This window comes from Butyrivibrio sp. M55, from assembly GCF_900116865.1.
Lineage (GTDB): Bacteria > Bacillota > Clostridia > Lachnospirales > Lachnospiraceae > Butyrivibrio.
Window position 1 is genome coordinate 219,741 of the sequence record NZ_FPCD01000001.1, and the last position, 25,830, is coordinate 245,570.

Below are 25,830 nucleotides of genomic sequence, written 5' to 3' on the forward strand. Positions count from 1 at the left end.
AAAATAGGAGGAATATCGGCTTTTTACCGATGAATATTTATGGCAAAAATAGCGATATTAACAGACAGTAACAGCGGAATAACGCAGGCACAGGCAAAGGAACTTGGCATACATGTAGTTCCCATGCCTTTTATGATCGACGAAGAAGAGTTCTTTGAAGATATAAATCTTACTCAGGAGCAGTTCTATGAGAAGCTTGGCGACAATGCCAACGTTTCTACAAGTCAGCCTACTCCTGATTCTCTTATGAAAATATGGGACGAGCTTTTGAAAGATCATGAGAGCATCGTTTATATTCCCATGAGTTCGGGACTTTCGGGCTCTTGTCAGAGTGCATATATGTTCGCACAGGAAGAGTATGAGGGCAAGGTATTCGTGGTTGATAACCAGAGAATATCCGTAACACAGAGACAGTCTGCAATTGACGCAAGAGATATGGCAAATGCCGGCTATTCTGCGGAAGAAATTGTTCAGAAACTCATGGACACCAAGTTCGAGTCAAGTATCTATATTATGCTCGATACGCTTTATTATCTCAAAAAAGGCGGAAGGATCACACCTGCTGCCGCAGCACTCGGAACACTCCTTAGACTTAAACCCGTCCTTCAGATTCAGGGCGAGAAACTTGATGCTTTTGCCAAAGCAAGAACAAGCAGTCAGGGCAAGAGCATAATGATAAATGCGATAAAGAACGATATCGAGACGCGTTTTGGCGGCGAGGAAGCCAAGGACTACTGGATAGCTGCTGCCTATACAAAGGATATCGACACAGCAAACGAGTGGAAGAAAGAGCTCGAAAAAGAATTCCCCGGAATGGACATCCACATGGATCCGCTTTCTCTTTCCGTCGCTTGCCACATCGGTCCCGGCGCGCTCGCTGTAACGGTAACGAGAAAATTACATTTTTAATAAAAAGAAAAGTTTTGAAAAGGGGTTTATAATTTATGGCTTCGTATGATTCATATGATGCTTCTAGTATTACTGTCCTTGAAGGTCTTGAGGCGGTAAGAAAACGTCCCGGAATGTACATCGGAAGCGTAACCACAAGAGGCCTTAATCACCTTGTGTATGAAATCGTGGACAATGCGGTAGATGAGCATTTGGCAGGATTTTGTACTTTGATAAAGGTAACTTTGGAAGCGGACGGTTCCGCAACGGTTTCCGATAACGGAAGGGGTATTCCCGTCGGTATGCATGCAAAGGGAGTGACTGCTGAACGTATCGTTCTGACAACACTTCACGCCGGCGGTAAATTTGATAATAATTCATATAAGACAAGCGGTGGACTTCATGGTGTAGGTTCATCGGTTGTTAATGCGCTTTCTTCAAGAATGAGCGTTAAAGTCTTTAAAGATGGATATATCTATCAGGATACCTATGAGAGAGGTATTCCCACAACACAGCTTAAGAACGGCCTTTTAGAGCCAATCGGCACAACAAAGGAGACGGGAACCACGATCAATTTCCTTCCCGACAATACCATCTTTGAAAAGACAAGATTCAAGGAAGACGATATCAAATCAAGGCTTCACGAGACGTCTTATCTCAATCCTTCACTGACAATAATATTCGAGGATAAAAGGCCCGGTGTCGAGGAATATACACAGTTCCATGAACCGGACGGTATTACAGGTTTTATTCGCGATATGAATAAGTCAAAAGAGGCTGTTCACGATGTTATCGCTTTCAGAGGCGAGAGCGAAGGCGTGGAAGTTGAGGTTGCGTTCCAGTATGTAAATGAGTTCCATGAGGATGTACTCGGATTTTGTAACAATATCTATAATGCCGAGGGTGGTACGCACCTTACCGGCTTTAAGACTATGTTTACCAACATAATCAATCAGTACGCGCGTGAACTTAATATATTAAAAGAAAAAGACGTAAACTTTACGGGAACAGATGTTAGAAACGGTATGACTGCCGTTGTTTCCATAAAGCATCCCGATCCGAGATTTGAAGGCCAGACAAAGACTAAGCTTGATAATCAGGATGCGGCAAAGATTGTTTCAAAGATAACGGGCGATGAGATGACAAGATTTTTTGACCGAAATCTTGAGACGCTTAAGTCTATCATCGGCTGCGCGGAAAAGGCCGCAAAGATCAGGAAGACGGAAGAAAAAGCCAAGACAAACATGCTTACAAAGCAGAAGTATTCCTTTGATTCAAACGGAAAACTTGCAAACTGCATAAGTAAGGATGCGTCTAAATGCGAGATCTTCATCGTAGAGGGAGATTCCGCGGGCGGTAGTGCGAAGATGGCAAGAGACAGAAATTATCAGGCCATCCTTCCGATCAGAGGTAAGATCCTTAACGTTGAGAAAGCAAGTATCGACAAGGTTCTTGCAAACGCTGAGATAAAGACAATGATCAATGCTTTCGGATGCGGATTTTCCGAAGGATACGGCAATGACTTTGATATAAATAAGCTTAAATATGACAAGATAATAATCATGGCGGATGCCGACGTAGACGGTGAGCATATTGCGACACTGCTTCTTACTCTTTTCTACAGATTCATGCCCGAGCTAATATATCAGGGACATGTTTATATTGCTATGCCTCCGCTTTATAAGGCTATGCCTGCAAGAGGCAAGGAAGAGTATCTCTACGATGACAATGCTCTTGTAAAATACAGAAATACACACAAAGGAAACTTCACCCTTCAGAGATACAAGGGTCTTGGTGAGATGGATCCCGAGCAGCTTTGGGAAACAACGCTTGATCCGGAGAGAAGACTTCTTAAAGCGGTCGAGATTGAGGATGCCAAGATGGCTTCTCAGATGACCGAGCTTTTGATGGGAGTGGATGTTCCTCCGAGACGTGAATTTATTCATCAGCACGCAACAGATGCTGAGTTAGATATTTAAAGGGGAAAATATGGAAGACAGAATTATAAGAACCGAGTATTCGGATATTATGCAAAAGTCGTTCATAGACTATGCCATGAGCGTAATCGTTGCTCGTGCGCTTCCTGATATAAGAGACGGATTAAAACCTGTTCAGAGAAGAACTTTATACGATATGTATGAACTCGGTATCAGATATGACAGACCGTACAGAAAGAGTGCGAGAATTGTCGGCGATACCATGGGTAAATATCACCCGCACGGCGACAGCTCAATTTACGACTGCCTAGTCGTTATGACTCAGGATTTTAAAAAGATCGTTCCTCTTGTTGACGGTCACGGTAACTTTGGAAATATTGAAGGTGACGGCGCAGCTGCAATGCGTTACACCGAGGCAAGACTTTCAAAGCTTACTCAAGAGAATTTCCTTGAAGATCTCGATAAGAACGTGGTTGATTTTGTTCCGAACTTTGATGAGACCGAGAGAGAACCTTCGGTTCTTCCCGTTAAGATACCGAACTTTCTTATAAACGGTTCAGAAGGTATCGCGGTAGGTATGGCAACAAGCACGCCTCCGCACAATCTCGCTGAAGTTATCGACGCCGAGATTGCATATATACAGAATGACTCTCTTACGACAAAAGAGCTCATGAAGTATATTAAGGGACCTGATTTCCCGACAGGCGGCGTTGTTATCAACAAGGACGAGCTTCTTAATATCTACGAGACAGGTACCGGTAAGATCAGGTTAAGAGGTAAGGTTGAGACTGAAAAGGGCAAGAACGGACATATCAATCTTGTCATCACAGAGATTCCTTACACTATGATCGGTATGGGAATCGGTAAGTTTATGGCTGATGTTGCCGAGCTTGCCGAAAAGAAGATTACCAATGACATCATCGATATCTCAAACCAGTCTTCAAAAGAAGGTGTGAGAATCGTTATTGAACTTAAGAAAGATACAGACGTCGAGAACTTCACAAATCTTCTTTACAAGAAGACTAAGCTCGAAGATACATTCGGCGTTAATATGCTTGCTATCGACAACGGACGTCCCGAGACAATGTCTCTTAGGGATATCATGAGGGCATGCGCAGACTTCCAGTTTGAGATAGCAACAAGAAAGTACACAACCCTTCTTAAGAAGGAGCAGGAGAAAAAAGAGATTCAGGAAGGTCTTATCAAGGCTTGCAATGTAATCGATCTCGTAATTGAGGTTCTCCGCGGTTCAAAAGACAGGGCTATGGCTAAGAACTGCCTTGTAAACGGTGTTACCGAAGGCATTAACTTTAAATCAAGAGAATCAAAAGCAATGGCTGCGCAGCTTCTTTTTACCGAAAGACAGGCTGATGCCATTCTTGAGATGCGTTTATACAAGCTCATAGGACTTGAGCTCGAGGCTCTTATCAAGGAACACGAGCAAACGGTCGCAAACATATACAGATACGAGGATATTCTTGAAAGTCACGAGTCAATGTCCATGGTTATCCAGGATGAACTCGGCAAGATCAAGAAAGAGTATCAGGCAAAGAGAAAGACTGTTATCGATAACAGGGAAAATGCCGTATATGAAGAAAAGCCCATTGAGGAGATTGATGTTGCATTTATCATGGACAGATTCGGATATGCAAAGACAATCGATGCTTCAACATATGAGAGAAACAAAGAGACTATCGAAGCCGAGTTCAAATATTCGTTTGTGATGAAGAACACGGGAAAAGTATGTCTTTTCACAAGTGCAGGTAACCTGCATACCATAAAGGCCATGGATCTTCCTCAGGGAAAAATGAGGGATAAGGGCGTTCCGATCGATAACGTAAGCAATTACAACGCTTCCGAAGAAAGTGTCGTTCTTGTCGCAAGCCAGTCTGAGCTTAATCTCTACAGACTTATCTTTACCACAAAGTCATCTATGATGAAGACGGTAAACGGCGGCGAATTTGATGTTTCCAAGAGAACCGTTGCAGCGACCAAACTTACGGACGGCGACGAACTTGTAAGTGTAGAAGTGCTTAAAGAGCAAAAGACTGTTATACTTAGAACAGAGGATGGTTATTTCTTAAGGTTCCCGGTTGATACGATTCCCGAGAAAAAGAAGACGGCTGTCGGCGTTCGCGGAATGAGACTTGGAAAAAATGATTTTGTAAGAGATGTTTATTATCTGAATGACCTTGAAGAAATGACTGTTGAACACAACAGTAAGAAGCTGGAGCTTGCCCATCTTAAGATAACAAGCAGAGATACTAAGGGAACAAAGGTAAGGATATGAGAGTAATTGCGGGAACTGCAAGAAGGCTGAGGCTCGTTACCCCTGAAGGAAACGATACCAGGCCGACTCAGGACAGGATAAAAGAAACACTTTTTAATATGATCCAGAACGAAGTACCGGGCGCTGTTTTTCTCGATCTTTTTGCGGGAAGCGGCGGAATTGGTATCGAGGCACTTTCAAGAGGCGCGTCCAAAGCGTATTTTATTGAAAACGCTGCAGCGGCTTATAAGTGCATTTTGCAGAATTTAAAGACGACGCATTTTGAAGAAGATGCCACAGTCCTTAAGCAGGACGTTGTTATCGGGCTTAGGAATATCCACGAGGAAGAAGTTGATATTATTTTCCTCGATCCGCCTTATCATGAAGGGCTCTACGAGAGAACGCTTGCCCAGCTTGGCACAATGAAATACGTGACCGAACATACAATGATAATTGTCGAGAGTTCGGCTGATATGGATTTTTCATTCGCTGAAGATTACGGTTTTGAAGTCAGACGCGAAAAAGAATATAAAACAAATAAGCATGTCTTTTTGTATAGAAAGGAAGCGCTATGAAAACAGCGGTTTATCCGGGCAGTTTCGATCCCATAACATACGGACATTTGGACATTATAAAACGTGCGGCTTCAATGTTTGACAAAGTTATTGTTGCCGTAATGTGTAATTCAGCGAAAACTCCATTGTTCACACTGGATGAACGTGTTAAAATGATTAAAGAATCCGTAATCGGAATTGATAATGTAGTTGTCGAATCATTCAGCGGACTTTTGATCGATTATTGCAAAAAAGAAGACATTCATATTGTTATAAGAGGATTAAGAGCGATAACCGATTTCGAATATGAACTCCAGATCGCGCAGACCAATAAGGAACTGTCGCACGATGAGGTCGATACGGTTTTCCTCACAACTAATATCAAATACTCATATCTTAGCAGCTCTGTGGTAAAAGAGGTCGCAAGTTATAAAGGTGATATATCACCTTGTGTTTCAGATTTTGTCGCAAAAGCTCTATACCAAAAGTTTGAAAAACAGAAAGATCAGGGGGATGTATAAATGACCAGCAAAATCGAGCAGTTAATTGATGAGATAGAGACTTATATCGATAATTGTAAGCCTCAGCCTTTGTCACAGACAAAGATTATTGTCAATAAAGAGGAGATTGACGAGCTTTTACGTGAGCTTCGCTCCAAAACTCCCGAAGAGATAAAGAAATATCAGAAAATCATCAGTAACAAAGAAGCCATCTTAAACGATGCGCGCAGAAAAGCCGAAGATATCGTAAATCAGGCCACAATAAAAACAAATGAACTTATAAATGAGCATGAGATCATGCAGCAAGCTTATGCTCAGGCCAATGAAGTCGTTTCACAGGCCGCTGTTCAGGCAAAAGAAATTCTGGACAACGCTATGACTGAAGCTAACAGCATGAAATCGGCAGCTGTACAGTATACAGACCAGCTCCTTGCAGGAGTTGAGGACATCATCACTCAGTCGATCGATGTCACAAGTAAGAGCACCGATGATATTGTTGAGACTATAAAGCAGAACAGCATCAATATGGTAAAAGAGATCTCACAGAGTACAGACAGCGTATTGTCAGCTCTTACCCAGTACGGTGAGGTCATAAAATCCAACAGGGCCGATCTCAGACCGCCCGAGGCTGTTCCGGCAAGCACAGCTCCCGCAGACGGAGCTACAGCCGAAGAGCAACAGGCTCAGGGAATAACCGAACAGGAAGCCCTTAACCTTGATATGCTAAACGGATAAACGGAATATCTAAGCTGCCGCTTATTTGCGACAGCTTTTTACATTTTCAGTAGGAACCACAGATAGTTTTAGAAAGAAAGAGGAGAGTAGTATGAGAAGATGTATCGCAACAATTGCTACAGCTGTTTTATTGTCGGTTAGCGGCATATTGCCGACAACCACAGTTACTTCAAACGCAGCTGACAAGCCGGTAGTTATCGTTATCGATCCCGGTCACGGCGCTGACAACCGTGGTGCGGAGTATAACGGTCTTATTGAAAAAAATATCAACCTTACGGTTGCAAATTCCATGAAGGCAGAACTTGAGAAGTACGACAATGTAACTGTTTATTTGACAAGAAGTGCGGATCAGGGTCTTTCTCTTGAGGATAGAGCAGCTTTTGCACAGAGTGTAAATGCTGATTTCTTGTTCAGTCTTCATTTCAACGCATCCAAGGATCATAATTTCTACGGATGTGAGGTTTGGACTTCGGCATTCGGTAATCAGTACCAGAAGGGGCAGGATTTTGGTAAGATCGAGCTTGCAGAACTCGGAAGCCTCGGAGTATATCAGAAGGGCGTTAAGACCAAGATCGGTTCTAAGGGCGTAGATTACTATGGCGTTATCAGAGCATGTACAGCAAGAAATATTCCCGGTGTAATCATCGAGCATGCTTACATCGATCACGGTTATGATGTTCAGAAGGTTAAGTCACCTAACTTCTATGCTCAGCTCGGTGTAAAGGACGCAACAGCTGTTGCAAAGTATTTCAAGCTTAAGTCTTCAAAGACAGGTGCTGATTTCTCAGGATTTAAGTATGATCCCACACCCGCACCCGCAGGCCCTGTTCGTCAGGATGAGACAGGTCCCGATGTTTGTGAGATAAAGGTTCTTGCATCCAGCAAGAAGGACGGAAACGTTCTTGTTCAGATGACTACAAAGGATAACCAGAGTCCTGTTGCTTATTTTGCATATAGTTATGACGGTGGTAAGACTTTCAGTCCTTTCCAGATGTGGGACAGATCAAAGGAGACACAGTCCTATAACGTAAAGGTTCCCGCAGGTTATGAGAATCCCGTTATCGTATGCCGTTCATACAATATCTATGAACTCGGTAAGGAAAGTAACGCTGTTCCTGTAAAGGATTATTGATCTTGAGACTCGATAAATATCTGGGTGACCACAATTTAGGAACCCGTAAACAGATAAAAGAATATTTGAAAAACGGTCGTTGTACGGTTAACGGTGTTGTTGCCGTTAAACCTGACGTACACATTGATGAAAATTCCGATGAGATTGCTTTCGACGGTAAAGTGCTTTCTTATGCACGCTTTCACTACTTCATGCTGTATAAACCGGCAGGAGTAGTGTCTGCGACAAATGATAAGAGAAACACAACGGTACTTGACCTTCTGAAGGAAGAAAATATAAGGGATCTTAGTCACTGCGGAAGACTCGATATCGACACCGAAGGGCTTCTTTTGATAACAGATGACGGCGTTTTGATACATAAGCTGTTATCTCCTAAAAAGCACGTAGATAAGGTCTATGAAGTTCATATTGACCATGAGCTTTCTGAGAATGATATCAAAAGACTTACTGACGGAGTTGATATCGGTGATAAAAACGATGACGGTTCCGTTAAGGCTACGCTTCCTGCGCGCGTTTGCGCAAAGGAAGCCGACCCTGACGGGCATCCCGTTATCGAGCTGACTATTCATGAAGGCCGTTTTCATCAGGTTAAAAGAATGCTTGAAGCGGTCGGAAATGAAGTTCTTTTTCTTAAAAGACTTTCAATGGGGCCGCTTTTTCTTGATGAAAAACTTGAGCCCGGAGAATACAGAGCTCTTACGTATGAAGAGCTGAAGAAATTAGGGCTTTAAAATAAGAGGGTGAATAAATTGAATCTGCACAGAGTATATAAGGGAGAATTTGGTTATATCAAATACAGAAAAAATGCTGCGATTATCAGGACGGTGATAAGCCTTGCAATCACTGTCGGAATATACGTGGCTGGTCTCTGGAAATACGGCTCTCAAAAGAATGTAATGAGTATTATCGCGGCTCTCGGCTGTCTTCCTACGGGCTGGAGCGCAGTAAATATGATCATGTTCATTAAAGCAAAGGGCTGCATAGAGAACGACAAAGATAAGATTGAAGCCTGCAGAGGCGGCCTTCTTATACACTACGATCATGTCATAACTTCTTATGACAAAAACTTCTATGTATCGGCATCAACTGTTCTTGATAAGAATATTTGCTGCTATTCATCTGATGAAGACATTGATGAGATTGACTGCGAGAAGCACATCAAGAAGATGATTGCTCAGAGTGGTTATTCAAACCACAGTATAAAGATATTTACAGATATTGATAAATTCTGCGACAGACTTACTCAGCTTGAGAAACTGCGTGCAGATAAGGGCATCGATCCTGTAGCTATTGAAGAAAGCTGGATTCCCGGAACAACACAGACTCCGGCATCAATTCTTTTGTCCATTTCATTATAAGGATAATCATGAAAGAAATTAAAATCGGAAATAACGCGGCAGGAAAGCGCCTGGACAGCTTCTTAAAAGGGTATTTGCCAGGAGCTGGCAGCGGATTTATCTATAAGATGCTGCGTAAAAAGAATATAACTCTCAACGGCAAGAAAGCCGACGGAACAGAGAAACTCAGAGAAAACGATCTTATTAAGATCTTTTTTTCTGATGAAACGTTCGCGAAATTTAAAGGAAATTCTGACGCTATTAAGAACGACAAAAACTCCGGAAAAGAGATAGATCTTTCTAAATACGGGGATGTGAAGGTTGTCTATGAAGATGACAATATTCTCCTTGCTTCAAAGCCTGTAGGACTCCTTTCGCAAAAGAGTTCTCCTAAGGATATCAGTTTGAATGACTGGCTTATTGATTATCTTTTGTCCAAGGATAGCGAAGCGACAAAAGAGCTTGATATCTACAAGCCGTCCATATGCAACAGACTTGACAGAAATACAGGCGGGATTGTTATTTGCGCAAAGTCGCTTTCGGGCGCAAGGATAATGAATGCGCTTCTAAAGACCAGAAACCTTGATAAGTATTACAGGACTATTGTTTCGGGCAATCTGTCTGAGAACATTTATCTGAAGGGATTTCTTTATAAAGACGAGAAGAAAAACAAGGTCTTTGTAAAAAAGGATGATCCTCATGATGACAGATATTCTTATATAGAGACGGAGATTGTTCCGGTTAAATATAACAAAGATGCGGATCTTACAATGCTTGAAGTTAAGCTTGTAACGGGAAAGCCGCATCAGATAAGGGCGCATTTATCAAGTATAGGACATCCGCTAATAGGCGATGTGAAATACGGAGGAAAGACGTACAAAGGAGTTAATCATCAGCTTCTTTTTTGTTACAGAGTATGCTTTCCGGATGATATGCCCGATGAATTTGAAAATATCAGGGGAAGAGAGTTTCAAACCAAGCTTCCCGGTGTTTATGATAAATTTTTTTGATTAATATAAGGTTCTGCTGCACAGACCGTATGAATAAAAGGGGAAAAATATGCCTACATGGAAATCGAGGGGACTTCGAGGCTCGACTTTGGAAGAGCTTATAAACAGGACTAACGAAAGATACAATGAGCTTTCGCTTGCGCTTATCCAGAAGATTCCGACTCCAATCACGCCTATAAAGATTGATAAGAGTACGAGGCATATCACGCTTGCTTATTTTGAGCAAAAAAGTACCGTCGATTACATCGGCGTCGTACAGGGGATTCCTGTTTGTTTTGATGCAAAAGAGTGCGCGGCTGAGACGTTTGCTCTTGAAAATATCCATCCTCATCAGGTTGAATTTATGAAAACCTTTGAAAAGCAGGAGGGTGTAGCGTTTTTTCTCATATATTACACAGGACTTAATGAGTTTTATTATCTCCCGTTCAGAAAGCTGTATGAATTCTGGGAGAGAGCGGAGAACGGCGGAAGAAAAAGTTTCAGGCATGAGGAACTTGACGAAGATTTTGTAATCAGATCTCCGGGTGAAAATGGTCTCCTTATTCCTTATCTCGAAGCACTCCAAAAAGACTTGGATGCCAGATAACAAAAGTGATTGACAGCTTTATAAAATTGATGTTAAACTCTGTAGTATAGTAATTAATTAGCACTGCGCAATGCTAAAGTGAAAATATTTTTTACTGCGCGTCGCTAAAGTGAATATAAAGATTTTTATTTTTACGACATTTAAATTAAGCGAGGTTTTTATGAATAAAGTTCTTTTACATACTCCGGACGGAGTACGTGATATTTACGGAAGTGAATATAGCGACAGACTTATTGTTGAAAATAAGATCCATAACGTTATAAAAAGCTATGGTTACAGTGATATCGACACACCTACATTTGAGTTTTTCGATGTTTTCGCAGAGGAGATAAATGCTTCGGATGCGCGCGAACTCTACAAATTTTTTGATAAAGACGGAAATACGCTGGTACTTCGGCCTGACTTTACACCGGCAATCGCACGCTGCGCATCAAAGGTGATGCTTGAAGATTCAAAGCCTGTCAGAGTTTGCTACAACGGCAAGACTTTCCTTAATACATCAAGTCTTCAGGGTAAGCTTAAAGAGAATAACAATATCGGTGTAGAGCTTATGAATGATTCATCTGTTTATGCCGATGCCGAGAATATAGCTCTTTTGATCGAGGCCCTTAAGAGCACGGGACTTGAAAATTTTCAGATCAGTATCGGTGATGCGGATTATTACAAGGGAATCTGTGAGGAAGCCGGAATAGACGCCGAGACTGAGGAAGAGATCAGAGAGCAGATTATTGACAAGAATATTTTTGCTGTTGAAGGAATTTTGAGCGAGAGAAACGTTCCCGAGAAATATCGCGGCCTTATCGGTAAGGTTGCTGAGTTTATCGGAACAGACAAGGCTCTTGATAAGGCACAGAACGAAGTGAGCAATAAGCGTTCACTTGATGCGATAAAGAGACTTAAGGATCTCTACAGAGTTCTTACCAATTACGGTGTTGAGAAATATGTCTCTTTTGACCTTGGAATCCTCAGCAGATTCAATTATTACACAGGCGTGATCTTCCTTGCGTATACATACGGCGTGGGAGATGCCATCGCAAAAGGCGGAAGATACGACAATCTTCTCGGAAAGTACGGAACAGATGCTCCTTCAATTGGATTCTCGATCATAATCGACGATCTTATGTCTGCGCTTTACAGACAGAATGCTACAGTTGAGCATGAATCTGAGCGCGTTGTCATTACATATAACGAGAATAATTTTGAGGAGATGCTTAGCAAAGCAAAAGAACTTAGACAGAATGGCACAAACGTTGCTTTGGAGGCAGAATGATCGGAGGAGACATGAGATACTTAACTTTTGCACTTGGAAAAGGCAGACTTGTTAAAGACACAATGGAACTTTTAAATAAATGCGGGATTGAATGCGAAGAAGTACTTGATAAAAAGACGAGAAAACTTATTTTTACCAATGAGGAACTCGGACTCAAGTTCTTCCTTGCAAAAGGCCCCGATGTACCGACTTATGTTGAGTACGGAGCCGCAGACATTGGAATTGTCGGTGCGGACACTATCTTGGAAGAAAACAGACGCGTTTACGAGGTTTTGGACCTCGGATTCGGAAAGTGCAGAATGTGTGTCTGCGGACCGCATGATGCGAAACGCCTTTTGGAACATCGTGAGATGATCCGTGTTGCGAGCAAATATCCCAATATCGCAAAAGATTACTTTTTTAACAAAAAGCATCAGACTGTAGATATCATCAAGCTTAACGGCTCTGTTGAGCTTGGACCTATCGTTAATCTGTCGGATGTTATCGTGGATATAGTTGAGACAGGCTCTACGCTTAAAGAGAACGGACTTGAGGTTCTTGAAGAAATCTGTCCGTTGTCTGCAAGAGTGATCGTAAATCAGGTTAGCATGCAGATGGAAACAGAGAGAATCAGAAAGCTCATCAATGCTATGAAGGAGAATTTATAAGATATGCGTACATTAAAGCTTACAGAAGAAACACAAAGCGAACTCCTTGGAAATCTTTTGAACAGAAATCCCGGAAGCTACACAGAATATGAGAATACTGTTAATGATATAATTGATAACGTAAGAAAAAACGGCGATAAGGCTGTTTTCGAATATACTCTTAAGTTTGATAAGAGTGAACTCAACGCTTCAAATATCAGGGTTACTGAGGATGAGATCAAGGCAGCTTACAAGGAACTTGATCCTAAGTTTGTTGAAGTAATGAAAAAGAGTGCCGAGAACATCCGCGTATTCCACGAGAAGCAGAAGAGAAATTCATGGATTGACACAAGAGAAGACGGAAGTATCCTCGGTCAGAGAATTCTTCCCATCGAGATCTCAGGCGTTTATGTACCCGGCGGAAAGGCTGCTTATCCTTCAAGCGTTCTTATGAATGTTGTTCCGGCCAAGGTTGCAGGCGTTGAGAGAATTGTTATGTGCACACCTCCCGGTAAAGACGGCAAGGTAAATGCGGGAACTTTGGTTGCTGCAGATATCGCAGGTGTTACAGAAGTTTACAAAGTTGGCGGAGCTCAGGCTATCGCCGCTATGGCATTTGGAACAGAGAGTATTCCCAAGGTTGATAAGATAACAGGTCCCGGAAATATCTTTGTAGCTCTTGCAAAGAAGGCATGTTTCGGACATGTTTCTATTGATTCTATCGCAGGTCCAAGTGAAATCCTTGTTGTTGCAGATGAGACCGCAAATGCAAGATACGTTGCCGCAGATCTTCTTTCACAGGCTGAGCATGATGAACTTGCAAGTGCAATACTTGTTACTACTTCAGAGAAGCTTGCAAATGATGTTTCTGCAGAGATAGAAGGCTTTTTGAAGGAACTTTCAAGAACAGATATTATCAAGAAATCTCTTGATAATTACGGATATATTTTCATAGCGGATGATATGGATGCCGCTGTAGATGCCGCAAACGCGATCGCATCTGAACACCTTGAGATCATTACAAAAGATCCGTATGAAGTTATGACAAAAATAAAGAATGCGGGAGCTATTTTCCTTGGAGCTTATTCTTCTGAGCCTCTCGGAGACTATTTTGCAGGCCCGAATCACATTCTTCCCACAAACAGGACAGCAAGATTCTTCTCGCCTTTAAATGTTGACGATTTTATGAAGAAAACAAGCATCATTTCTTATTCGAGAGATGCTCTTAGAAAAGTTCACGAAGATATCGAACTCTTTGCAAAAGAAGAAGGACTTACAGCACACGCGAACTCGATAGCTGTCAGATTTGAATGATTTATTGCGGCTGTTATTATATTGTTTGATATCGTAAATACCGATAATACATATTTGCAATTGTATATAATTGTTTTAAAATTGCAAGTGTACTTTCTAAAAAGTCCATAAAATGCAAGTTTGCGGTTTTACGTATTTGAAAAACAACAACATTTTGTACTTAACTATAAGGAGACACAAGCTATGGATAACAGAATTGCAAGTGTTACCCGAAACACAAAAGAGACTCAGATTACTGTTACCATCAATATTGACGGAACAGGTACGAGTGATATCTCAACAGGCATCGGATTTTTTGACCACATGCTTGAAGGATTCGCAAGACACGGTCTGTTTGATCTTACAGTAAAGGTTACAGGAGACCTTAATGTCGACGGACACCACACTGTTGAAGATACGGGAATTGTGCTTGGACAGGCTATTCTCGAAGCTATCGGTGATAAAAAAGGCATAAAGAGATACGGAAGCAAGATCCTTCCTATGGACGAGACACTTGTCATGAGTGCGGTAGATCTTTGCGGAAGACCGTATTTTGTTATGGATGCTGAGTTTAACGCACCGATGGTCGGAGATTTTGACACACAGCTTGTGAGTGAATTTTTCTATGCTGTATCTTATGCCGCAATGATGAACATTCACCTCAGAGTGATAACAGGATATAACGAACACCACAAGATTGAAGCAATATTTAAGGCTTTTGCCAAGTCTCTTGATGAAGCCACATGTTTCGATCCCAGAATAAAAGATGTACTTAGTACAAAAGGAGCCCTCTAATATTATGAACGACAACAAGAAATTTATTCCCTGTATTTATCTGTGTGAAGATAAGGCATGGTCGGATTTTAAAAAATCAAATGTTATCAGTGAAGACCCTGCAGCCCTTGCTGAGACTTATTCAGACGCGGGTGCGGATGAGATCATAGTCTTTGATCTTTCACCTGAGGGAAACGATAAACTCCATGAAGATTCACTTCATATGCTTCAGAAAATTTGCAAAGCTGTAGACGTAGAAGTAATGGGTGCCGGAAACGTTAAGCGCATGGAGGATATCAAAAAGCTCATATACGCCGGATGTAAGAAAGCATTTCTTAATTATTCAAAAGAGGGCAACAGAGAAATCCTTAAAGAGGTTTCAAGTAAATTTGGAAAAGATAAGATAGGCATCTGCTACAGCAATCCTCAGGACATTACAGATGATATCGAAAATGTGGACGAGCTTGCTTCAGAACTTATATTTATCGGAGATGGCAGTAAGTTTAAGACGAATTCTCTTTTACCCGTTGTATTATTCCTTGAAATCAGCGATGACAACGGCCTTGTAGAAAGCCTTAAGAATGAAAAAGTTCAGGGCGTTACAGGAACTTATGTAAATGAGAATTATGCGAAGATAAATGACTGGAAGGATGTCTGCAAGAGCGAAGGAATTCCTGTATTCAGGCTTGAAGCAGCTTTTTCATGGGATCAGCTCAAGAAGAACTCGGACGGAATGGTTCCTGTTGTCGTTCAGGACTACCGCACCGATCAGGTGCTTATGGTTGCCTATATGAACGAGGAAGCGTACAACACAACGATTAAAACAGGCAAGATGACATATTATAGCCGCAGCCGCAATGAGCTTTGGATAAAGGGCGAGACGAGCTCACATTATCAGTATGTAAAGTCTCTTTATACAGATTGTGACTACGATACAATCCTTGCAAAGGTTAAGCAGATCGGCGCTGCATGTCATACAGGAAAGTATTCATGCTTCTTTAATGAGATTGCAAGCAAGAACTATACGGAGAAGAATCCTCAGAAGGTTCTCGACAGCGTATATGATGTTATTAAAGACAGAAAAGTCAATCCAAGAGAGGGCTCTTATACAAATTACCTGTTTAACAAGGGCGTGGACAAGATTCTTAAGAAGCTCGGAGAAGAGGCGACAGAGATTGTTATTGCTTCAAAGAATCCCGAGGAAAAAGAAATAGTTTACGAAATTTCTGATTTCCTGTATCATATGATGGTCCTTATGGCTGAAAAAAATGTCAGCTGGGAGGATATTACAGACGAACTGTCAAGACGATAAGGGAAAAATATGAATTACAATTTAGCACTGTCAGATGACATACTTTTAAGTATCGAAAAACCTGAGAGATACATAGGAAACGAGGTCAACAGCATTACAAAGGATAAAAAAGCGGTTGATATTCGTTTCGCCATGTGTTTTCCTGATGTTTACGAGATTGGTATGTCACATCTGGGAATACAGATTTTATACGGAATGTTCAATTCTTTTGAGGACGTCTGGTGTGAGCGCGTTTATTCGCCGTGGCTCGACATGGATGAGGTCCTCAGAAAAGAGGACATTCCTCTTTTTGCGTTGGAATCTCAGGATCCTATCAAGGATTTTGACTTCCTCGGATTTACTTTGCAATATGAGATGTGTTACACAAATATTCTGCAGATTCTGGATCTTTCCAAGATTCCGCTCCTTTCAAAGGACAGAACATGGGACGATCCGATTGTCATAGGCGGAGGTCCTTGCACATACAATCCCGAGCCTATCGCAGACTTTTTTGACATATTCTATATAGGCGAAGGCGAGACAAGATACAGAGAGATCTTTGATTTTTATAAAAAGTGTAGGGCAGACGGAACTTCAAGGGAAGATTTCCTTCATGCGTGCGCAAAGAAGCCCGGTATCTATGTTCCCGGACTCTATAATGTTGAATATAAGGAAGATGGCACGATAAAGTCCATGCTTCCGATATACGATGATGTTCCAAAAACCATTAAAAAAGAAATGTGTTTAAAAATATCAAATGTTTTTTATCCAACAAAACCCGTTGTTCCTTATATCAAGATAACTCAGGACAGAGTTGTGCTTGAGATTATGAGAGGCTGTATCAGAGGCTGCAGATTCTGTCAGGCGGGACAGCTTTATAAGCCCCTTAGGGAAAAAGATGTTGAGCACCTCAAGGAACTTGCGATAGAGTCATTAAAAAACACCGGTTATGAAGAAATTTCACTTAGTTCATTAAGTTCAAGTGATTATACCAAGCTCCCGGAGCTCATTGATTTCCTGATAAAGAGCTGTAATGAGAGGAAGGTAAACATTTCACTTCCGTCTCTTCGAATCGACGCGTTTTCTCTTGATGTAATGAGTAAGGTTCAGGATGTAAAAAAGAGCAGTCTTACATTTGCGCCCGAGGCCGGAACTCAGAGAATGAGAGACGTTATCAATAAGGGACTTACAGAAGAAGATATCTTAAGAGGCTCACATGAAGCGTTCCTTGGAGGTTGGAACAAGGTTAAGCTCTATTTCATGCTGGGACTTCCGACAGAGACCGATGAAGATATACTCGGAATTGGCGAGATAGCCAATAAAGTTGCCGCCGAGTATTTTGATACCGTTCCGAAGGAAAAGAGAAACGGAAGGACCATTGATATTGTTGCAAGTACATCTTTCTTTGTTCCCAAGCCGTTTACTCCGTTCCAGTGGGCACCTATGAATACCAAGGAAGAATTCCTTGAAAAGGCAAATAAGACAAGAAAAGGCATAATGTCTCAGCTTAACCAGAAGCATATTAAGTACAACTGGCACGAAGCTGATGCGAGTATGATGGAAGGTGTTCTTGCAAGAGGAGACAGAAAGCTTTGCGACGTTATTCTTAAAGCTTATCAAAAAGGCTGTATCTTTGATGCATGGGGCGAGTATTTCAAATTCGATGTATGGATGGATATCTTTAAGGAATGCGGAGTTGATCCTATGTTCTATACAGTTAGGGAAAGAAGCGACGACGAGATTTTCCCTTGGGATATATTAAACTGCGGAGTCACAAAAGATTTCCTTCTGCGCGAATGGAAGAATGCGCTTGCCGGCAATAAATCAAGCAATTGCAGAAACGGCTGTCTTGGCTGCGGTGCTGCATCATACGGTGTCGGAGTCTGCTTTGAGAACAAAAAGGGATAATAAGTTTAAATGAATAAATTACGTCTTAAATTTTCCAAAAACGGCCCGATCAAATTTATCGGCCATCTCGATGTTATGAGGTACTTTCAGAAGGCTATCAGAAGAGCTGAGGTTGACATCAAGTATTCTGAAGGATTCAGCCCGCATCAGATCATATCTTTTGCCCAGCCTCTCAGTGTAGGCGCGACAAGCGACGGTGAATACATGGATATTTCCGTAAATAGCATGGTAAGTGCCGAAGATGTCATGAACAGATTAAACTCTGTCATGAACGAGGGAATCGAGATCATCGCTATAAGAGAGCTCTCGGATAACGATGAGAAGGCGATGACCGCTGCATATGCCGCAAAATACAGAATCTCATTCAGAGAGAAATTCATGCCTACATATGACTGGATTGAGAAATTCAGGGAATATCTGGCACTTGATAAACTTCCTGCCATGAAGAAGACCAAAAAGGGCGAAAAAGAAATTGATATGAAGCCTTTGATATTTGATTTTTCTTTTAACAAGGAAGAAGGATACATTGAGCTCTTGCTCAGCATGAGCAGTAGCGCAACTTTAAAACCTGCGCTTTTGTTACAGGGCTTTTTTGACCATATCAAAGAGGAACTTGCTCCTCACGCCATGGCTATACACAGGCTCGATATCTACAGATATGTTGAGAATGACGGAAAATCTTATATTGAGCCATTTATAACAGATGATATCCAAAAGAGGTTTTATTTAAATGTCTGAGATCATAGTTTCCGAATATTTAAATACGCCGGTCGTTACTGCGTTTATAGGTAACAAGATGGAGTTTCTTTCTTTTGTAAGAGAGAACGAACTTGGAAACATATATGTCGCAAAAGTCGATCATATAGTTAAAAATATCGGCGCAGCTTTTGTGAGGTACGATAAGGACAAGACCGGATATCTGCCGCTCAAAAACATAACAGGCGCTTGCGTTATAGGCCGCACATTTGGAAGCGATGATACCCTGAAAAACGGCGACGACGTTATTGTTCAGGTTGAATCTGAGGCTATAAAGACCAAGAAGACCAAACTTACGACAAATCTTTCCGTTTCGGATGATTATGTTGCCGTTACCCTCGGAAAATACGGCGTCGGTTCATCAATAAAGTTATCCGACAATATCAGGGCACTTCTTTCCGATAAGATAAAGGCTGATTATGAAACCATAATGGATGAGTACCGCGAGAAGCTTTCGGATATGACGGCCGGAATCATCATAAGAACGAAGTCTTCCGAAATAGCTGAGGAAGAAGCATGTGATGTGATTGAAGCTTCGTTTAGGGCTTGCCTTGATAAACTTGCGGATATTCTTTCAGAAGGAAGAAACAGAACGCTTTACAGCTGCATCCACAGATCCGATAGCGGAAGTACCGAGCAGCTCATAGAAAATGCCGGAGCATTTCTTAAAATCAGAGGCGAAACCGAATTCTCTGTTATAGAAGATACGGGCATTCATGGGATAAAGTCGGCGATTGAAGATCTGAAACACCGCAAAGTCTGGCTTAAGAGCGGTGCATATATCATAATCGAGCAGCTTGAAAGCTTTAATGCAATCGATGTAAATACAGGTAAGGCCATTAAAGGAAAAGATGACATTGCCTTTAAGGTAAACCTTGAAGCGGTAAATGAAATATTCAGGCAGATTCGCCTTAGGAATCTCACAGGTATGATCCTTATCGATTTCATCAATATGGACGATGAGGAAAAATACGAAGAATTGATACATAAAGTTAAAGCCTTTTGCAAATATGAGCAGGTACATACTGTTTTCATAGATGTGACAGGGCTTGGCATTATGGAGCTCACCCGAAACAAAAACGATAAAACGTTAAAAGAAATATTGAAGGATGTCGAAAAAGCTGTTGACAACAGTATTTATCAGTGATATTATATCTTAGTATGCCGCATAACTAGGCTTAAGTGGTTTTATCCCGCCAAAGTTAGCGAGTTTTTTGAAGAAGGAGGTAACTTATGTACGCAATTATTGTAACTGGTGGAAAGCAGTACAAAGTTTCCGAGGGTGATGAGATCAAGGTAGAGAAGCTTGATGTAGAGCCCGGAAAAGAAGTAACATTTGACAATGTTATTGCAGTAAATGATGACAAGGCACTTAAGGTTGCCGGCGATGTTAGCGGAGCTAAGGTTAGCGGAACAGTTGTTGAGCAGGGCCGTGCTAAGAAGGTTGTTGTTTACAAGTACAAGAGAAAGACTGGCTATCACAAGAAGAATGGTCACAGACAGCCTTTCACACTTGTTAAGATTAACAAGATCACTATGTAATTTATTTACAAAGCGGAATAATGACTACTATTACGATTACCAAATCTTTGGCAGATTCATATAAGAGAATTGAGTGTAGCGGGCATGCAGGTTTTGCCGACAGCGGTGAAGATATTGTGTGTGCTGCGATATCTGTTCTTACGATAAATCTTATCAATTCACTTGAGAGATTTACCGGGGATAGATTTACTTGTGATCAGAACGAGGATGATGGGTACATTTCAATCTCATTTGAACAAGAACCTTCAAGGGACGCGGATTTACTTCTCAAATCCTTTGAGCTTGGCGTTAATAGTATATTCCGAGAGTACGGTAAGAGATTTTTGAACATTAAATTTAGGAGGGAATAAGTCATGTTGAATATGAACCTTCAATTTTTTGCTCATAAGAAGGGTGTTGGATCAACCAAGAACGGTAGAGATTCAGAATCCAAGAGACTTGGAGCAAAAAGAGCTGACGGACAGTTCGTTAAGGCCGGTAATATTTTATACAGACAGCGTGGAACACACATTCATCCCGGTGTAAATGTTGGAATCGGTAGCGATGACACATTATACGCACTTGTTGATGGTGTTCTTAGATTTGAGCGCAAGGGCAGAGATAAAAAGCAGGCTAGCGTTCATCCTGTAGAGAATAAGTAATTTAACTAAACGGGCTTCAAACTAAAATGTTTGAAGCCCATATTTTTAATCTATGGAATTTTATCCGAAAGGAATTTGATTATGCCGGTATTTGTAGATAAAGCAAAAATCTTTATACAAAGCGGAAAAGGCGGAGACGGACACGTTTCGTTTCGAAGAGAGAAATATGTGCCTAACGGCGGTCCCGATGGCGGTGACGGCGGAAAAGGCGGAGATATAATTTTTGTCGTTGATGAAGGAATCAATACGCTTGCAGACTTTCATTACGGCGGTAAATATAAAGCACAAAACGGTCAGGACGGAAACAAGAGACGTTGCCACGGTAAAAATGGCGAGGATTTATATATAAAAGTTCCCGAAGGAACAGTTATTAAAGAGGCAAATACAGGAAAAGTAATTGCCGATATGAGCGGCGAAAACAAGAAAGTTGTCGTATTAAAAGGCGGTAGAGGCGGAAACGGTAACATGCACTATGCAACTTCCACCATGCAGGCTCCAAAATACGCTCAGCCAGGTCAGCCGGCACTTATGCTTGAAGTAATGCTTGAGCTTAAGGTTATTGCTGACGTAGGACTTGTAGGATTCCCTAACGTCGGTAAATCAACTTTTTTGTCTAAGGTATCAAATGCAAAGCCCAAGATAGCGAATTATCATTTCACCACATTGTCACCGATGCTCGGTGTTGTCGATCTTTCTGATGCAAGAGGCTTTGTTGTTGCAGATATTCCCGGACTTATTGAGGGAGCTTCGGAAGGACTGGGACTAGGACACGAGTTTTTGAGACATATCGAACGTACAAGGATGATGATTCATGTTGTAGATGCTGCTTCAACTGAAGGCCGTGATCCAATGGAAGATATTGAAGCGATAAATGCTGAGCTTAAGAACTACAACGCCGATATATCAAGCAAGCCTCAGGTAATTGCCGCAAACAAAATCGATATGCTTCCCGATGGAGAAGATTCTGACATTATTAAGAAGATAAGGGATAAGTACGAGCCTCTCGGAGTTAAGGTTTTTGCCACATCGACCCTAACTGGAAAAGGCATTAAGGAACTGCTATACTATGTAAGTAGGACCCTTGATGAACTTCCAAAAGATGCTGTTGTATTCGAGCAGGAATTTTTCCCTGAGACTATGGCCCGTGATACGGATGAAGCATTTACGGTAACATATGATAGCGATGAAAAAGAATTTGTCATTGAAGGACCTAAGATTGAGAAGATGCTTGGTTACACCAACCTTGAATCCGAAAAGGGATTTGCATTCTTCCAGAACTTCCTCAAGGACAACGGAATTCTTGATGAGCTCGAGAAACTCCATATTAACGAAGGTGATACCGTCAGAATGTACGGATACAGCTTTGAATACTATCGCAATGCAGATACTGTTCCTGCGAACGATACAGATGAATATGATGATGAAGAGGATGAAACATAATGACTTTGACAAGTAAACAAAGAGCATATTTAAAGAGCCTTGCGGCTGACCTTGATCCTGTTTTTCAGATAGGAAAGTCAACCGTGACTCCCGAAATAATAGATGCTATTGCTGAAACATTCAATACACACGAGCTTGTAAAGATTACAGTTTTGAAGAACTGCATGGATGACGTGTCAAATGTTGCGATAATGGTTTCAGAAAGAACACGTTCGGATCTTGTACAGGTTATCGGAAGAAAATTTGTTTTATACAAGCCTTTCAAGGATGAACCAAAGATTGTTTTACCTAGAACCAAGAAGGCTGTAAATTGATATTTTTTATCATTACGGAGGCACTCTTATGGCTAGCAGAAAGATCGGTATTCTTATTGGAAATTTTGATCCCATTCACTACGGACATCTTCTTTTGGGAGAAGCCGCGAGGGAGCAATATGGTTTGGACAGAGTAATTTTTATTCCCGAAAAACTTGCTCATCTTATGAAGGGCAATAATTTATCATCAGGCGATATCAGATATAACATGGTCAAGATGGCAATCAAAGACAATCCGTATTTTACATGTTCAAGAATTGAGATTGATAAGCCCAAAGGAACCTACACATATGATGTGATCAAGGAATTAAAAGGAATGTATCCCGGCGATGAATTGTATCTGATACTGGGCGGAGACGCCGTCGTCGATATAGAGACCTGGTATAATTCAAAAGAACTTTTGCAGTCATGCACCATTTTAGCTGCCGTAAGAGACAATCACGATGTGGCTGCACTTGATAATGTGAGAAGAAAGCTGCTTAAACAATACGATGTTGATATTCAGCTTCTTACTTTTAACAGAGTGGACATTTCGTCTCAGGAGATCAGAAAAAGAGTGCGAACGGGCAGAAGCATTAAATATATGGTTCCAAAAGAGTGTATAGAGTTTATTTGTTTAAAAGGATTATATAAATGAAGACCTTGGAAATTACTCAGAAGCTTAGAAAAGAACTCGAAAAGGAATTAAAGCCCGACAGATACGACCACACATTGGGAGTTGCCTATACAAGCGCATCTCTTGCGATGGTACACGGTGCAAATGTTGAGAAGGCACTTATAGCAGGATTTTTGCATGATTGCGCCAAATGCCTGTCTCACGAGGAACAGCTTAGTATATGTGAAAAAAACAATATAGAAGTCACCGATGTTGAAAGAAGGAATCATTCACTTCTTCATGCAAAGGCTGGAATCTATATAGCAAGCACCAAATATGAAGTTCGCGATCCCGAGATATTAAATGCAATAAGATATCATACAACAGGAAGGGAAAATATGTCTCTTCTTGAAAAAATCGTATATATCGCGGATTTCATAGAGCCAAACAGAAAGCCTTTAGATGATATGAATATAATCAGAAAAGAAGCTTTTGAATACTTAGACAAGTGTCTTGCGCATATATTGCATAATTCGATCATTTATTTAAGGACCATAGGTAAAGAGTGCGATGATACCACCATGAAAGCTTATGAGTTCTATAAGAAATACTATAATTAAGAACGAGGTGAATATGTCAGATATTGAGAACTCAAAGAAAATGGCTTTGATGGCGATGGAAGCATTGGAAGACAGAAAAGGAATTGATGTTCACGCCATTGATATAAGCGAAATTTCTACACTTGCAGATTACTTTATCATTGCAAACGGAACCAACTCAAGCCAGGTTCAGGCAATGGCAGACAGCGTTCAGGATGCTCTCGGAAGAGCAGGATTCCTCACAAAGAACGTTGAGGGCTATGAATCAGCCAATTGGATCCTTCTTGATTTCGGCGATATTATTGTTCATGTTTTTGACAGCGAGAACAGAGTATTCTACGATCTTGAGAGAATATGGCGCGATGGAAAGCCGATAGAGAAAGACAGTCTTAACTGATCATTCTAATTTAACAGCGAAATAAAACGGTCGGACTGATTCTGATATGAATCAAACCGACCGTTATTTATATACTTTTTTATTATTTTATCTGTAAAATCTCATTACACCGAATACTTTTCCAAGAATCTTGCAGTCATCAACGATTATAGGATCCATAGTATCGTTTTCAGGCTGAAGTCTGATGTGATTGTTCTCTTTATAAAAAGTCTTAACGGTAGCGGAATCATCGATAAGAGCTACAACCTGGTCGCCGTTCTTGGCAGTATTGCATACCTCAACAAAGATCTGATCTCCATTATATATTCCGGCATTGATCATTGAATCGCCTTTTACATTCAGTATAAATGCATCAGAGCCCTTAGGGCACATTGATGCAGGAATCGGAATATAAGAATCGATATTTTCTTCCGCGAGGATAGGAGTACCTGCAGCAACCTGGCCTACGACAGGAATACTGACAATTTCCGTCCTTATCATATTGAAACTGTCATCACAGATAGTGATAGCACGCGGCTTGGTGGGGTCGCGCTTTATATATCCCTTTTTCTCCAGATTACCCAGATGTGTGAAAACAGAAGATGTTGATTTAAGATTGACCGCAGCGCAGATATCGCGCACTGACGGAGGAAAGCCTTTTGTTAATGTCTCTTCCTTGATATAATCGAGGATCTTTTCCTGAATTGGTGTAAGTTTGCTCTTGTCCATAATAACCTCCTAATCTAATCCAAGTATATCATAGGGAAATTCAAAACACAAATATTTGTTCGCGAAAATATGTTCTGTTTTTTCTTGACAAGCGAATGTTTGTTCGATATTATGATAACAGAACGGTTGTTCGCAAATATTTGTTCGTATTATACTGAGAGGTGAAGATTATGAGCGAAGCAATGAGGATAGCAGCAAGTTTATACAATGATCCGAGATATTTCAGTAAGAGTGAGATCAGAATTAGAAATAATAAGATAAGACGTAGGAATATTGTCAGAAGACAGTTTGTTATGCTTATGGCTGTCGTATCTGTATTGATTTTCATCATAATGTTTAATTTGTCAACTTTTAATTCAGATGCACAATCTGATACTTATACACCCGAATATAAATATTACAAGTCAATAACCGTAAATTACGGAGACAGCCTTTGGACAATAGCCGGAGACATGTATTCATCCGAGCATTACTATGATATGAATGATTATATTGATGAAGTTTGCAATATTAACAATCTTGCGGATGCATCGGAATTAATTGCCGGAGATTCATTGATAGTTCCGTATTATTCAACAGAATTTAAGTAAAATTTACCAAATTTACAGAAAAATAGTTCAAAAAATTCAAGTTTTATCTGCATGTAAGTTTTTTTTGCATTATTTTGTAGCTTTTTCCACTTGAACAAATAGATAAAAAAATGATAACATTTAGTTGTTGTATTTTTT

29 protein-coding genes are annotated in these 25,830 nt (G+C 40.9%); 28 read left to right on the top strand and 1 reads right to left on the bottom strand.

The window, feature by feature from the left end; translation table 11 throughout:
• The first annotated feature begins 39 nt into the window (after positions 1-39).
• The 27 genes from BM398_RS01025 to rsfS all read left to right on the top strand — a co-directional run bounded on the left by BM398_RS01025 (position 40) and on the right by rsfS (position 24,394).
• Positions 40-909: a DegV family protein gene (locus BM398_RS01025; protein WP_092336046.1), complete on the top strand. Its 870-nt coding sequence runs from the start codon at positions 40-42 to the stop codon at positions 907-909.
• A gap of 35 nt (positions 910-944) precedes the next feature.
• A complete protein-coding gene (locus BM398_RS01030; protein WP_027208386.1) occupies positions 945-2,867 on the top strand; it encodes a DNA gyrase/topoisomerase IV subunit B in 1,923 nt (640 codons plus the stop codon).
• A 10-nt stretch (positions 2,868-2,877) separates the two neighbouring features.
• Positions 2,878-5,115 (top strand): DNA gyrase/topoisomerase IV subunit A, encoded by a 2,238-nt coding sequence (locus tag BM398_RS01035; RefSeq protein ID WP_092336047.1) that lies wholly within the window; start codon positions 2,878-2,880, stop codon positions 5,113-5,115.
• Positions 5,112-5,669: a 16S rRNA (guanine(966)-N(2))-methyltransferase RsmD gene (rsmD, locus tag BM398_RS01040; protein WP_027208384.1), complete on the top strand. Its 558-nt coding sequence runs from the start codon at positions 5,112-5,114 to the stop codon at positions 5,667-5,669. Before BM398_RS01035 ends, rsmD begins: the two co-directional genes overlap by 4 nt.
• On the top strand, positions 5,666-6,169 hold the full coding sequence (gene coaD, locus BM398_RS01045; RefSeq protein WP_026654850.1) for a pantetheine-phosphate adenylyltransferase: 504 nt from the start codon (positions 5,666-5,668) through the stop codon (positions 6,167-6,169). The genes rsmD and coaD overlap by 4 nt, the downstream gene beginning before the upstream one ends.
• A complete protein-coding gene (locus BM398_RS01050; RefSeq protein ID WP_092336048.1) occupies positions 6,170-6,883 on the top strand; it encodes an ATPase in 714 nt (237 codons plus the stop codon).
• Positions 6,884-6,974: 91 nt separating this feature from the next.
• Positions 6,975-8,015 (top strand): N-acetylmuramoyl-L-alanine amidase family protein, encoded by a 1,041-nt coding sequence (locus BM398_RS01055; RefSeq protein ID WP_092336049.1) that lies wholly within the window; start codon positions 6,975-6,977, stop codon positions 8,013-8,015.
• 2 nt (positions 8,016-8,017) lie between these two features.
• Positions 8,018-8,746 (top strand): pseudouridine synthase, encoded by a 729-nt coding sequence (locus BM398_RS01060; RefSeq protein ID WP_092336050.1) that lies wholly within the window; start codon positions 8,018-8,020, stop codon positions 8,744-8,746.
• An 18-nt stretch (positions 8,747-8,764) separates the two neighbouring features.
• Entirely contained in the window at positions 8,765-9,373 is a 609-nt protein-coding gene (locus tag BM398_RS01065; protein ID WP_092336051.1) for a hypothetical protein, read from the top strand.
• An 8-nt stretch (positions 9,374-9,381) separates the two neighbouring features.
• On the top strand, positions 9,382-10,362 hold the full coding sequence (locus tag BM398_RS01070) for an RluA family pseudouridine synthase (protein WP_092336052.1): 981 nt from the start codon (positions 9,382-9,384) through the stop codon (positions 10,360-10,362).
• Between the two features lie 49 nt (positions 10,363-10,411).
• Positions 10,412-10,948: a Holliday junction resolvase RecU gene (locus BM398_RS01075; protein ID WP_092336053.1), complete on the top strand. Its 537-nt coding sequence runs from the start codon at positions 10,412-10,414 to the stop codon at positions 10,946-10,948.
• 160 nt (positions 10,949-11,108) lie between these two features.
• Positions 11,109-12,218 (top strand): ATP phosphoribosyltransferase regulatory subunit, encoded by a 1,110-nt coding sequence (gene hisZ, locus BM398_RS01080; protein WP_092336054.1) that lies wholly within the window; start codon positions 11,109-11,111, stop codon positions 12,216-12,218.
• An 11-nt stretch (positions 12,219-12,229) separates the two neighbouring features.
• Positions 12,230-12,865, top strand: coding sequence for an ATP phosphoribosyltransferase (gene hisG, locus BM398_RS01085; RefSeq protein WP_092336248.1), 636 nt, complete (start codon positions 12,230-12,232; stop codon positions 12,863-12,865).
• Between the two features lie 3 nt (positions 12,866-12,868).
• Positions 12,869-14,158 carry a histidinol dehydrogenase gene (gene hisD, locus BM398_RS01090; RefSeq protein ID WP_092336055.1) on the top strand — a complete coding sequence of 430 codons (1,290 nt, stop codon included), beginning with the start codon at positions 12,869-12,871 and terminating at the stop codon, positions 14,156-14,158.
• A gap of 183 nt (positions 14,159-14,341) precedes the next feature.
• Positions 14,342-14,932, top strand: a complete 591-nt coding sequence (gene hisB, locus BM398_RS01095; protein WP_092336056.1) for an imidazoleglycerol-phosphate dehydratase HisB — start codon at positions 14,342-14,344, stop codon at positions 14,930-14,932.
• Between the two features lie 4 nt (positions 14,933-14,936).
• The gene (hisIE, locus tag BM398_RS01100) at positions 14,937-16,223 is read left to right on the top strand and encodes a bifunctional phosphoribosyl-AMP cyclohydrolase/phosphoribosyl-ATP diphosphatase HisIE (RefSeq protein ID WP_092336057.1); all 1,287 of its coding nucleotides are present in this window, start codon (positions 14,937-14,939) and stop codon (positions 16,221-16,223) included.
• Positions 16,224-16,232: 9 nt separating this feature from the next.
• On the top strand, positions 16,233-18,110 hold the full coding sequence (locus tag BM398_RS01105) for a TIGR03960 family B12-binding radical SAM protein (protein ID WP_092336058.1): 1,878 nt from the start codon (positions 16,233-16,235) through the stop codon (positions 18,108-18,110).
• Between the two features lie 9 nt (positions 18,111-18,119).
• The gene (locus BM398_RS01110; RefSeq protein ID WP_092336059.1) at positions 18,120-18,848 is read left to right on the top strand and encodes a TIGR03936 family radical SAM-associated protein; all 729 of its coding nucleotides are present in this window, start codon (positions 18,120-18,122) and stop codon (positions 18,846-18,848) included.
• Positions 18,841-20,013, top strand: coding sequence for a ribonuclease E/G (locus BM398_RS01115; protein WP_092336060.1), 1,173 nt, complete (start codon positions 18,841-18,843; stop codon positions 20,011-20,013). The genes BM398_RS01110 and BM398_RS01115 overlap by 8 nt, the downstream gene beginning before the upstream one ends.
• Positions 20,014-20,099: 86 nt before the next feature.
• Positions 20,100-20,408: a 50S ribosomal protein L21 gene (gene rplU / locus BM398_RS01120; protein ID WP_026654866.1), complete on the top strand. Its 309-nt coding sequence runs from the start codon at positions 20,100-20,102 to the stop codon at positions 20,406-20,408.
• A gap of 20 nt (positions 20,409-20,428) precedes the next feature.
• The gene (locus BM398_RS01125; protein ID WP_092336061.1) at positions 20,429-20,758 is read left to right on the top strand and encodes a ribosomal-processing cysteine protease Prp; all 330 of its coding nucleotides are present in this window, start codon (positions 20,429-20,431) and stop codon (positions 20,756-20,758) included.
• Between the two features lie 3 nt (positions 20,759-20,761).
• Positions 20,762-21,049 carry a 50S ribosomal protein L27 gene (gene rpmA / locus BM398_RS01130; protein ID WP_026654869.1) on the top strand — a complete coding sequence of 96 codons (288 nt, stop codon included), beginning with the start codon at positions 20,762-20,764 and terminating at the stop codon, positions 21,047-21,049.
• Positions 21,050-21,130: 81 nt separating this feature from the next.
• Positions 21,131-22,489, top strand: coding sequence for a GTPase ObgE (gene obgE, locus BM398_RS01135; protein ID WP_092336062.1), 1,359 nt, complete (start codon positions 21,131-21,133; stop codon positions 22,487-22,489).
• Between the two features lie 5 nt (positions 22,490-22,494).
• Complete coding sequence (yhbY, locus tag BM398_RS01140; protein WP_139233777.1) at positions 22,495-22,803, top strand: ribosome assembly RNA-binding protein YhbY; 309 nt, start codon at positions 22,495-22,497, stop codon at positions 22,801-22,803.
• 28 nt (positions 22,804-22,831) lie between these two features.
• Positions 22,832-23,440 carry a nicotinate-nucleotide adenylyltransferase gene (nadD, locus tag BM398_RS01145; protein WP_092336064.1) on the top strand — a complete coding sequence of 203 codons (609 nt, stop codon included), beginning with the start codon at positions 22,832-22,834 and terminating at the stop codon, positions 23,438-23,440.
• A complete protein-coding gene (yqeK, locus tag BM398_RS01150; RefSeq protein ID WP_092336065.1) occupies positions 23,437-24,018 on the top strand; it encodes a bis(5'-nucleosyl)-tetraphosphatase (symmetrical) YqeK in 582 nt (193 codons plus the stop codon). Before nadD ends, yqeK begins: the two co-directional genes overlap by 4 nt.
• A gap of 13 nt (positions 24,019-24,031) precedes the next feature.
• Positions 24,032-24,394, top strand: a complete 363-nt coding sequence (gene rsfS, locus BM398_RS01155; protein ID WP_175531788.1) for a ribosome silencing factor — start codon at positions 24,032-24,034, stop codon at positions 24,392-24,394.
• An 87-nt stretch (positions 24,395-24,481) separates the two neighbouring features.
• On the opposite strand, the gene lexA is transcribed toward rsfS, so the two are convergent.
• The gene (gene lexA, locus BM398_RS01160) at positions 24,482-25,102 is read right to left on the bottom strand and encodes a transcriptional repressor LexA (RefSeq protein ID WP_092336066.1); all 621 of its coding nucleotides are present in this window, start codon (positions 25,100-25,102) and stop codon (positions 24,482-24,484) included.
• A gap of 170 nt (positions 25,103-25,272) precedes the next feature.
• Here lexA and BM398_RS01165 point away from each other — a divergent pair, with 170 nt between their 5' ends.
• On the top strand, positions 25,273-25,692 hold the full coding sequence (locus BM398_RS01165; protein WP_092336067.1) for a LysM peptidoglycan-binding domain-containing protein: 420 nt from the start codon (positions 25,273-25,275) through the stop codon (positions 25,690-25,692).
• Positions 25,693-25,830 lie beyond the last annotated feature (138 nt).

What these genes read in the sequence shown, in the direction of transcription:
- BM398_RS01025 (WP_092336046.1), top strand. Translation starts at nt 40, where the DNA reads ATGGCAAAAATAGCGATATTAACAGACAGTAACAGCGGAATAACGCAG.
- BM398_RS01030 (WP_027208386.1), top strand. Translation starts at nt 945, where the DNA reads ATGGCTTCGTATGATTCATATGATGCTTCTAGTATTACTGTCCTTGAA.
- BM398_RS01035 (WP_092336047.1), top strand. Translation starts at nt 2,878, where the DNA reads ATGGAAGACAGAATTATAAGAACCGAGTATTCGGATATTATGCAAAAG.
- rsmD (WP_027208384.1), top strand. Translation starts at nt 5,112, where the DNA reads ATGAGAGTAATTGCGGGAACTGCAAGAAGGCTGAGGCTCGTTACCCCT.
- coaD (WP_026654850.1), top strand. Translation starts at nt 5,666, where the DNA reads ATGAAAACAGCGGTTTATCCGGGCAGTTTCGATCCCATAACATACGGA.
- BM398_RS01050 (WP_092336048.1), top strand. Translation starts at nt 6,170, where the DNA reads ATGACCAGCAAAATCGAGCAGTTAATTGATGAGATAGAGACTTATATC.
- BM398_RS01055 (WP_092336049.1), top strand. Translation starts at nt 6,975, where the DNA reads ATGAGAAGATGTATCGCAACAATTGCTACAGCTGTTTTATTGTCGGTT.
- BM398_RS01070 (WP_092336052.1), top strand. Translation starts at nt 9,382, where the DNA reads ATGAAAGAAATTAAAATCGGAAATAACGCGGCAGGAAAGCGCCTGGAC.
- BM398_RS01075 (WP_092336053.1), top strand. Translation starts at nt 10,412, where the DNA reads ATGCCTACATGGAAATCGAGGGGACTTCGAGGCTCGACTTTGGAAGAG.
- hisZ (WP_092336054.1), top strand. Translation starts at nt 11,109, where the DNA reads ATGAATAAAGTTCTTTTACATACTCCGGACGGAGTACGTGATATTTAC.
- hisG (WP_092336248.1), top strand. Translation starts at nt 12,230, where the DNA reads ATGAGATACTTAACTTTTGCACTTGGAAAAGGCAGACTTGTTAAAGAC.
- hisD (WP_092336055.1), top strand. Translation starts at nt 12,869, where the DNA reads ATGCGTACATTAAAGCTTACAGAAGAAACACAAAGCGAACTCCTTGGA.
- hisB (WP_092336056.1), top strand. Translation starts at nt 14,342, where the DNA reads ATGGATAACAGAATTGCAAGTGTTACCCGAAACACAAAAGAGACTCAG.
- hisIE (WP_092336057.1), top strand. Translation starts at nt 14,937, where the DNA reads ATGAACGACAACAAGAAATTTATTCCCTGTATTTATCTGTGTGAAGAT.
- BM398_RS01105 (WP_092336058.1), top strand. Translation starts at nt 16,233, where the DNA reads ATGAATTACAATTTAGCACTGTCAGATGACATACTTTTAAGTATCGAA.
- BM398_RS01110 (WP_092336059.1), top strand. Translation starts at nt 18,120, where the DNA reads ATGAATAAATTACGTCTTAAATTTTCCAAAAACGGCCCGATCAAATTT.
- BM398_RS01115 (WP_092336060.1), top strand. Translation starts at nt 18,841, where the DNA reads ATGTCTGAGATCATAGTTTCCGAATATTTAAATACGCCGGTCGTTACT.
- rplU (WP_026654866.1), top strand. Translation starts at nt 20,100, where the DNA reads ATGTACGCAATTATTGTAACTGGTGGAAAGCAGTACAAAGTTTCCGAG.
- BM398_RS01125 (WP_092336061.1), top strand. Translation starts at nt 20,429, where the DNA reads ATGACTACTATTACGATTACCAAATCTTTGGCAGATTCATATAAGAGA.
- rpmA (WP_026654869.1), top strand. Translation starts at nt 20,762, where the DNA reads ATGTTGAATATGAACCTTCAATTTTTTGCTCATAAGAAGGGTGTTGGA.
- obgE (WP_092336062.1), top strand. Translation starts at nt 21,131, where the DNA reads ATGCCGGTATTTGTAGATAAAGCAAAAATCTTTATACAAAGCGGAAAA.
- nadD (WP_092336064.1), top strand. Translation starts at nt 22,832, where the DNA reads ATGGCTAGCAGAAAGATCGGTATTCTTATTGGAAATTTTGATCCCATT.
- yqeK (WP_092336065.1), top strand. Translation starts at nt 23,437, where the DNA reads ATGAAGACCTTGGAAATTACTCAGAAGCTTAGAAAAGAACTCGAAAAG.
- rsfS (WP_175531788.1), top strand. Translation starts at nt 24,032, where the DNA reads ATGTCAGATATTGAGAACTCAAAGAAAATGGCTTTGATGGCGATGGAA.
- lexA (WP_092336066.1), bottom strand. Translation starts at nt 25,102, where the DNA reads ATGGACAAGAGCAAACTTACACCAATTCAGGAAAAGATCCTCGATTAT.
- BM398_RS01165 (WP_092336067.1), top strand. Translation starts at nt 25,273, where the DNA reads ATGAGCGAAGCAATGAGGATAGCAGCAAGTTTATACAATGATCCGAGA.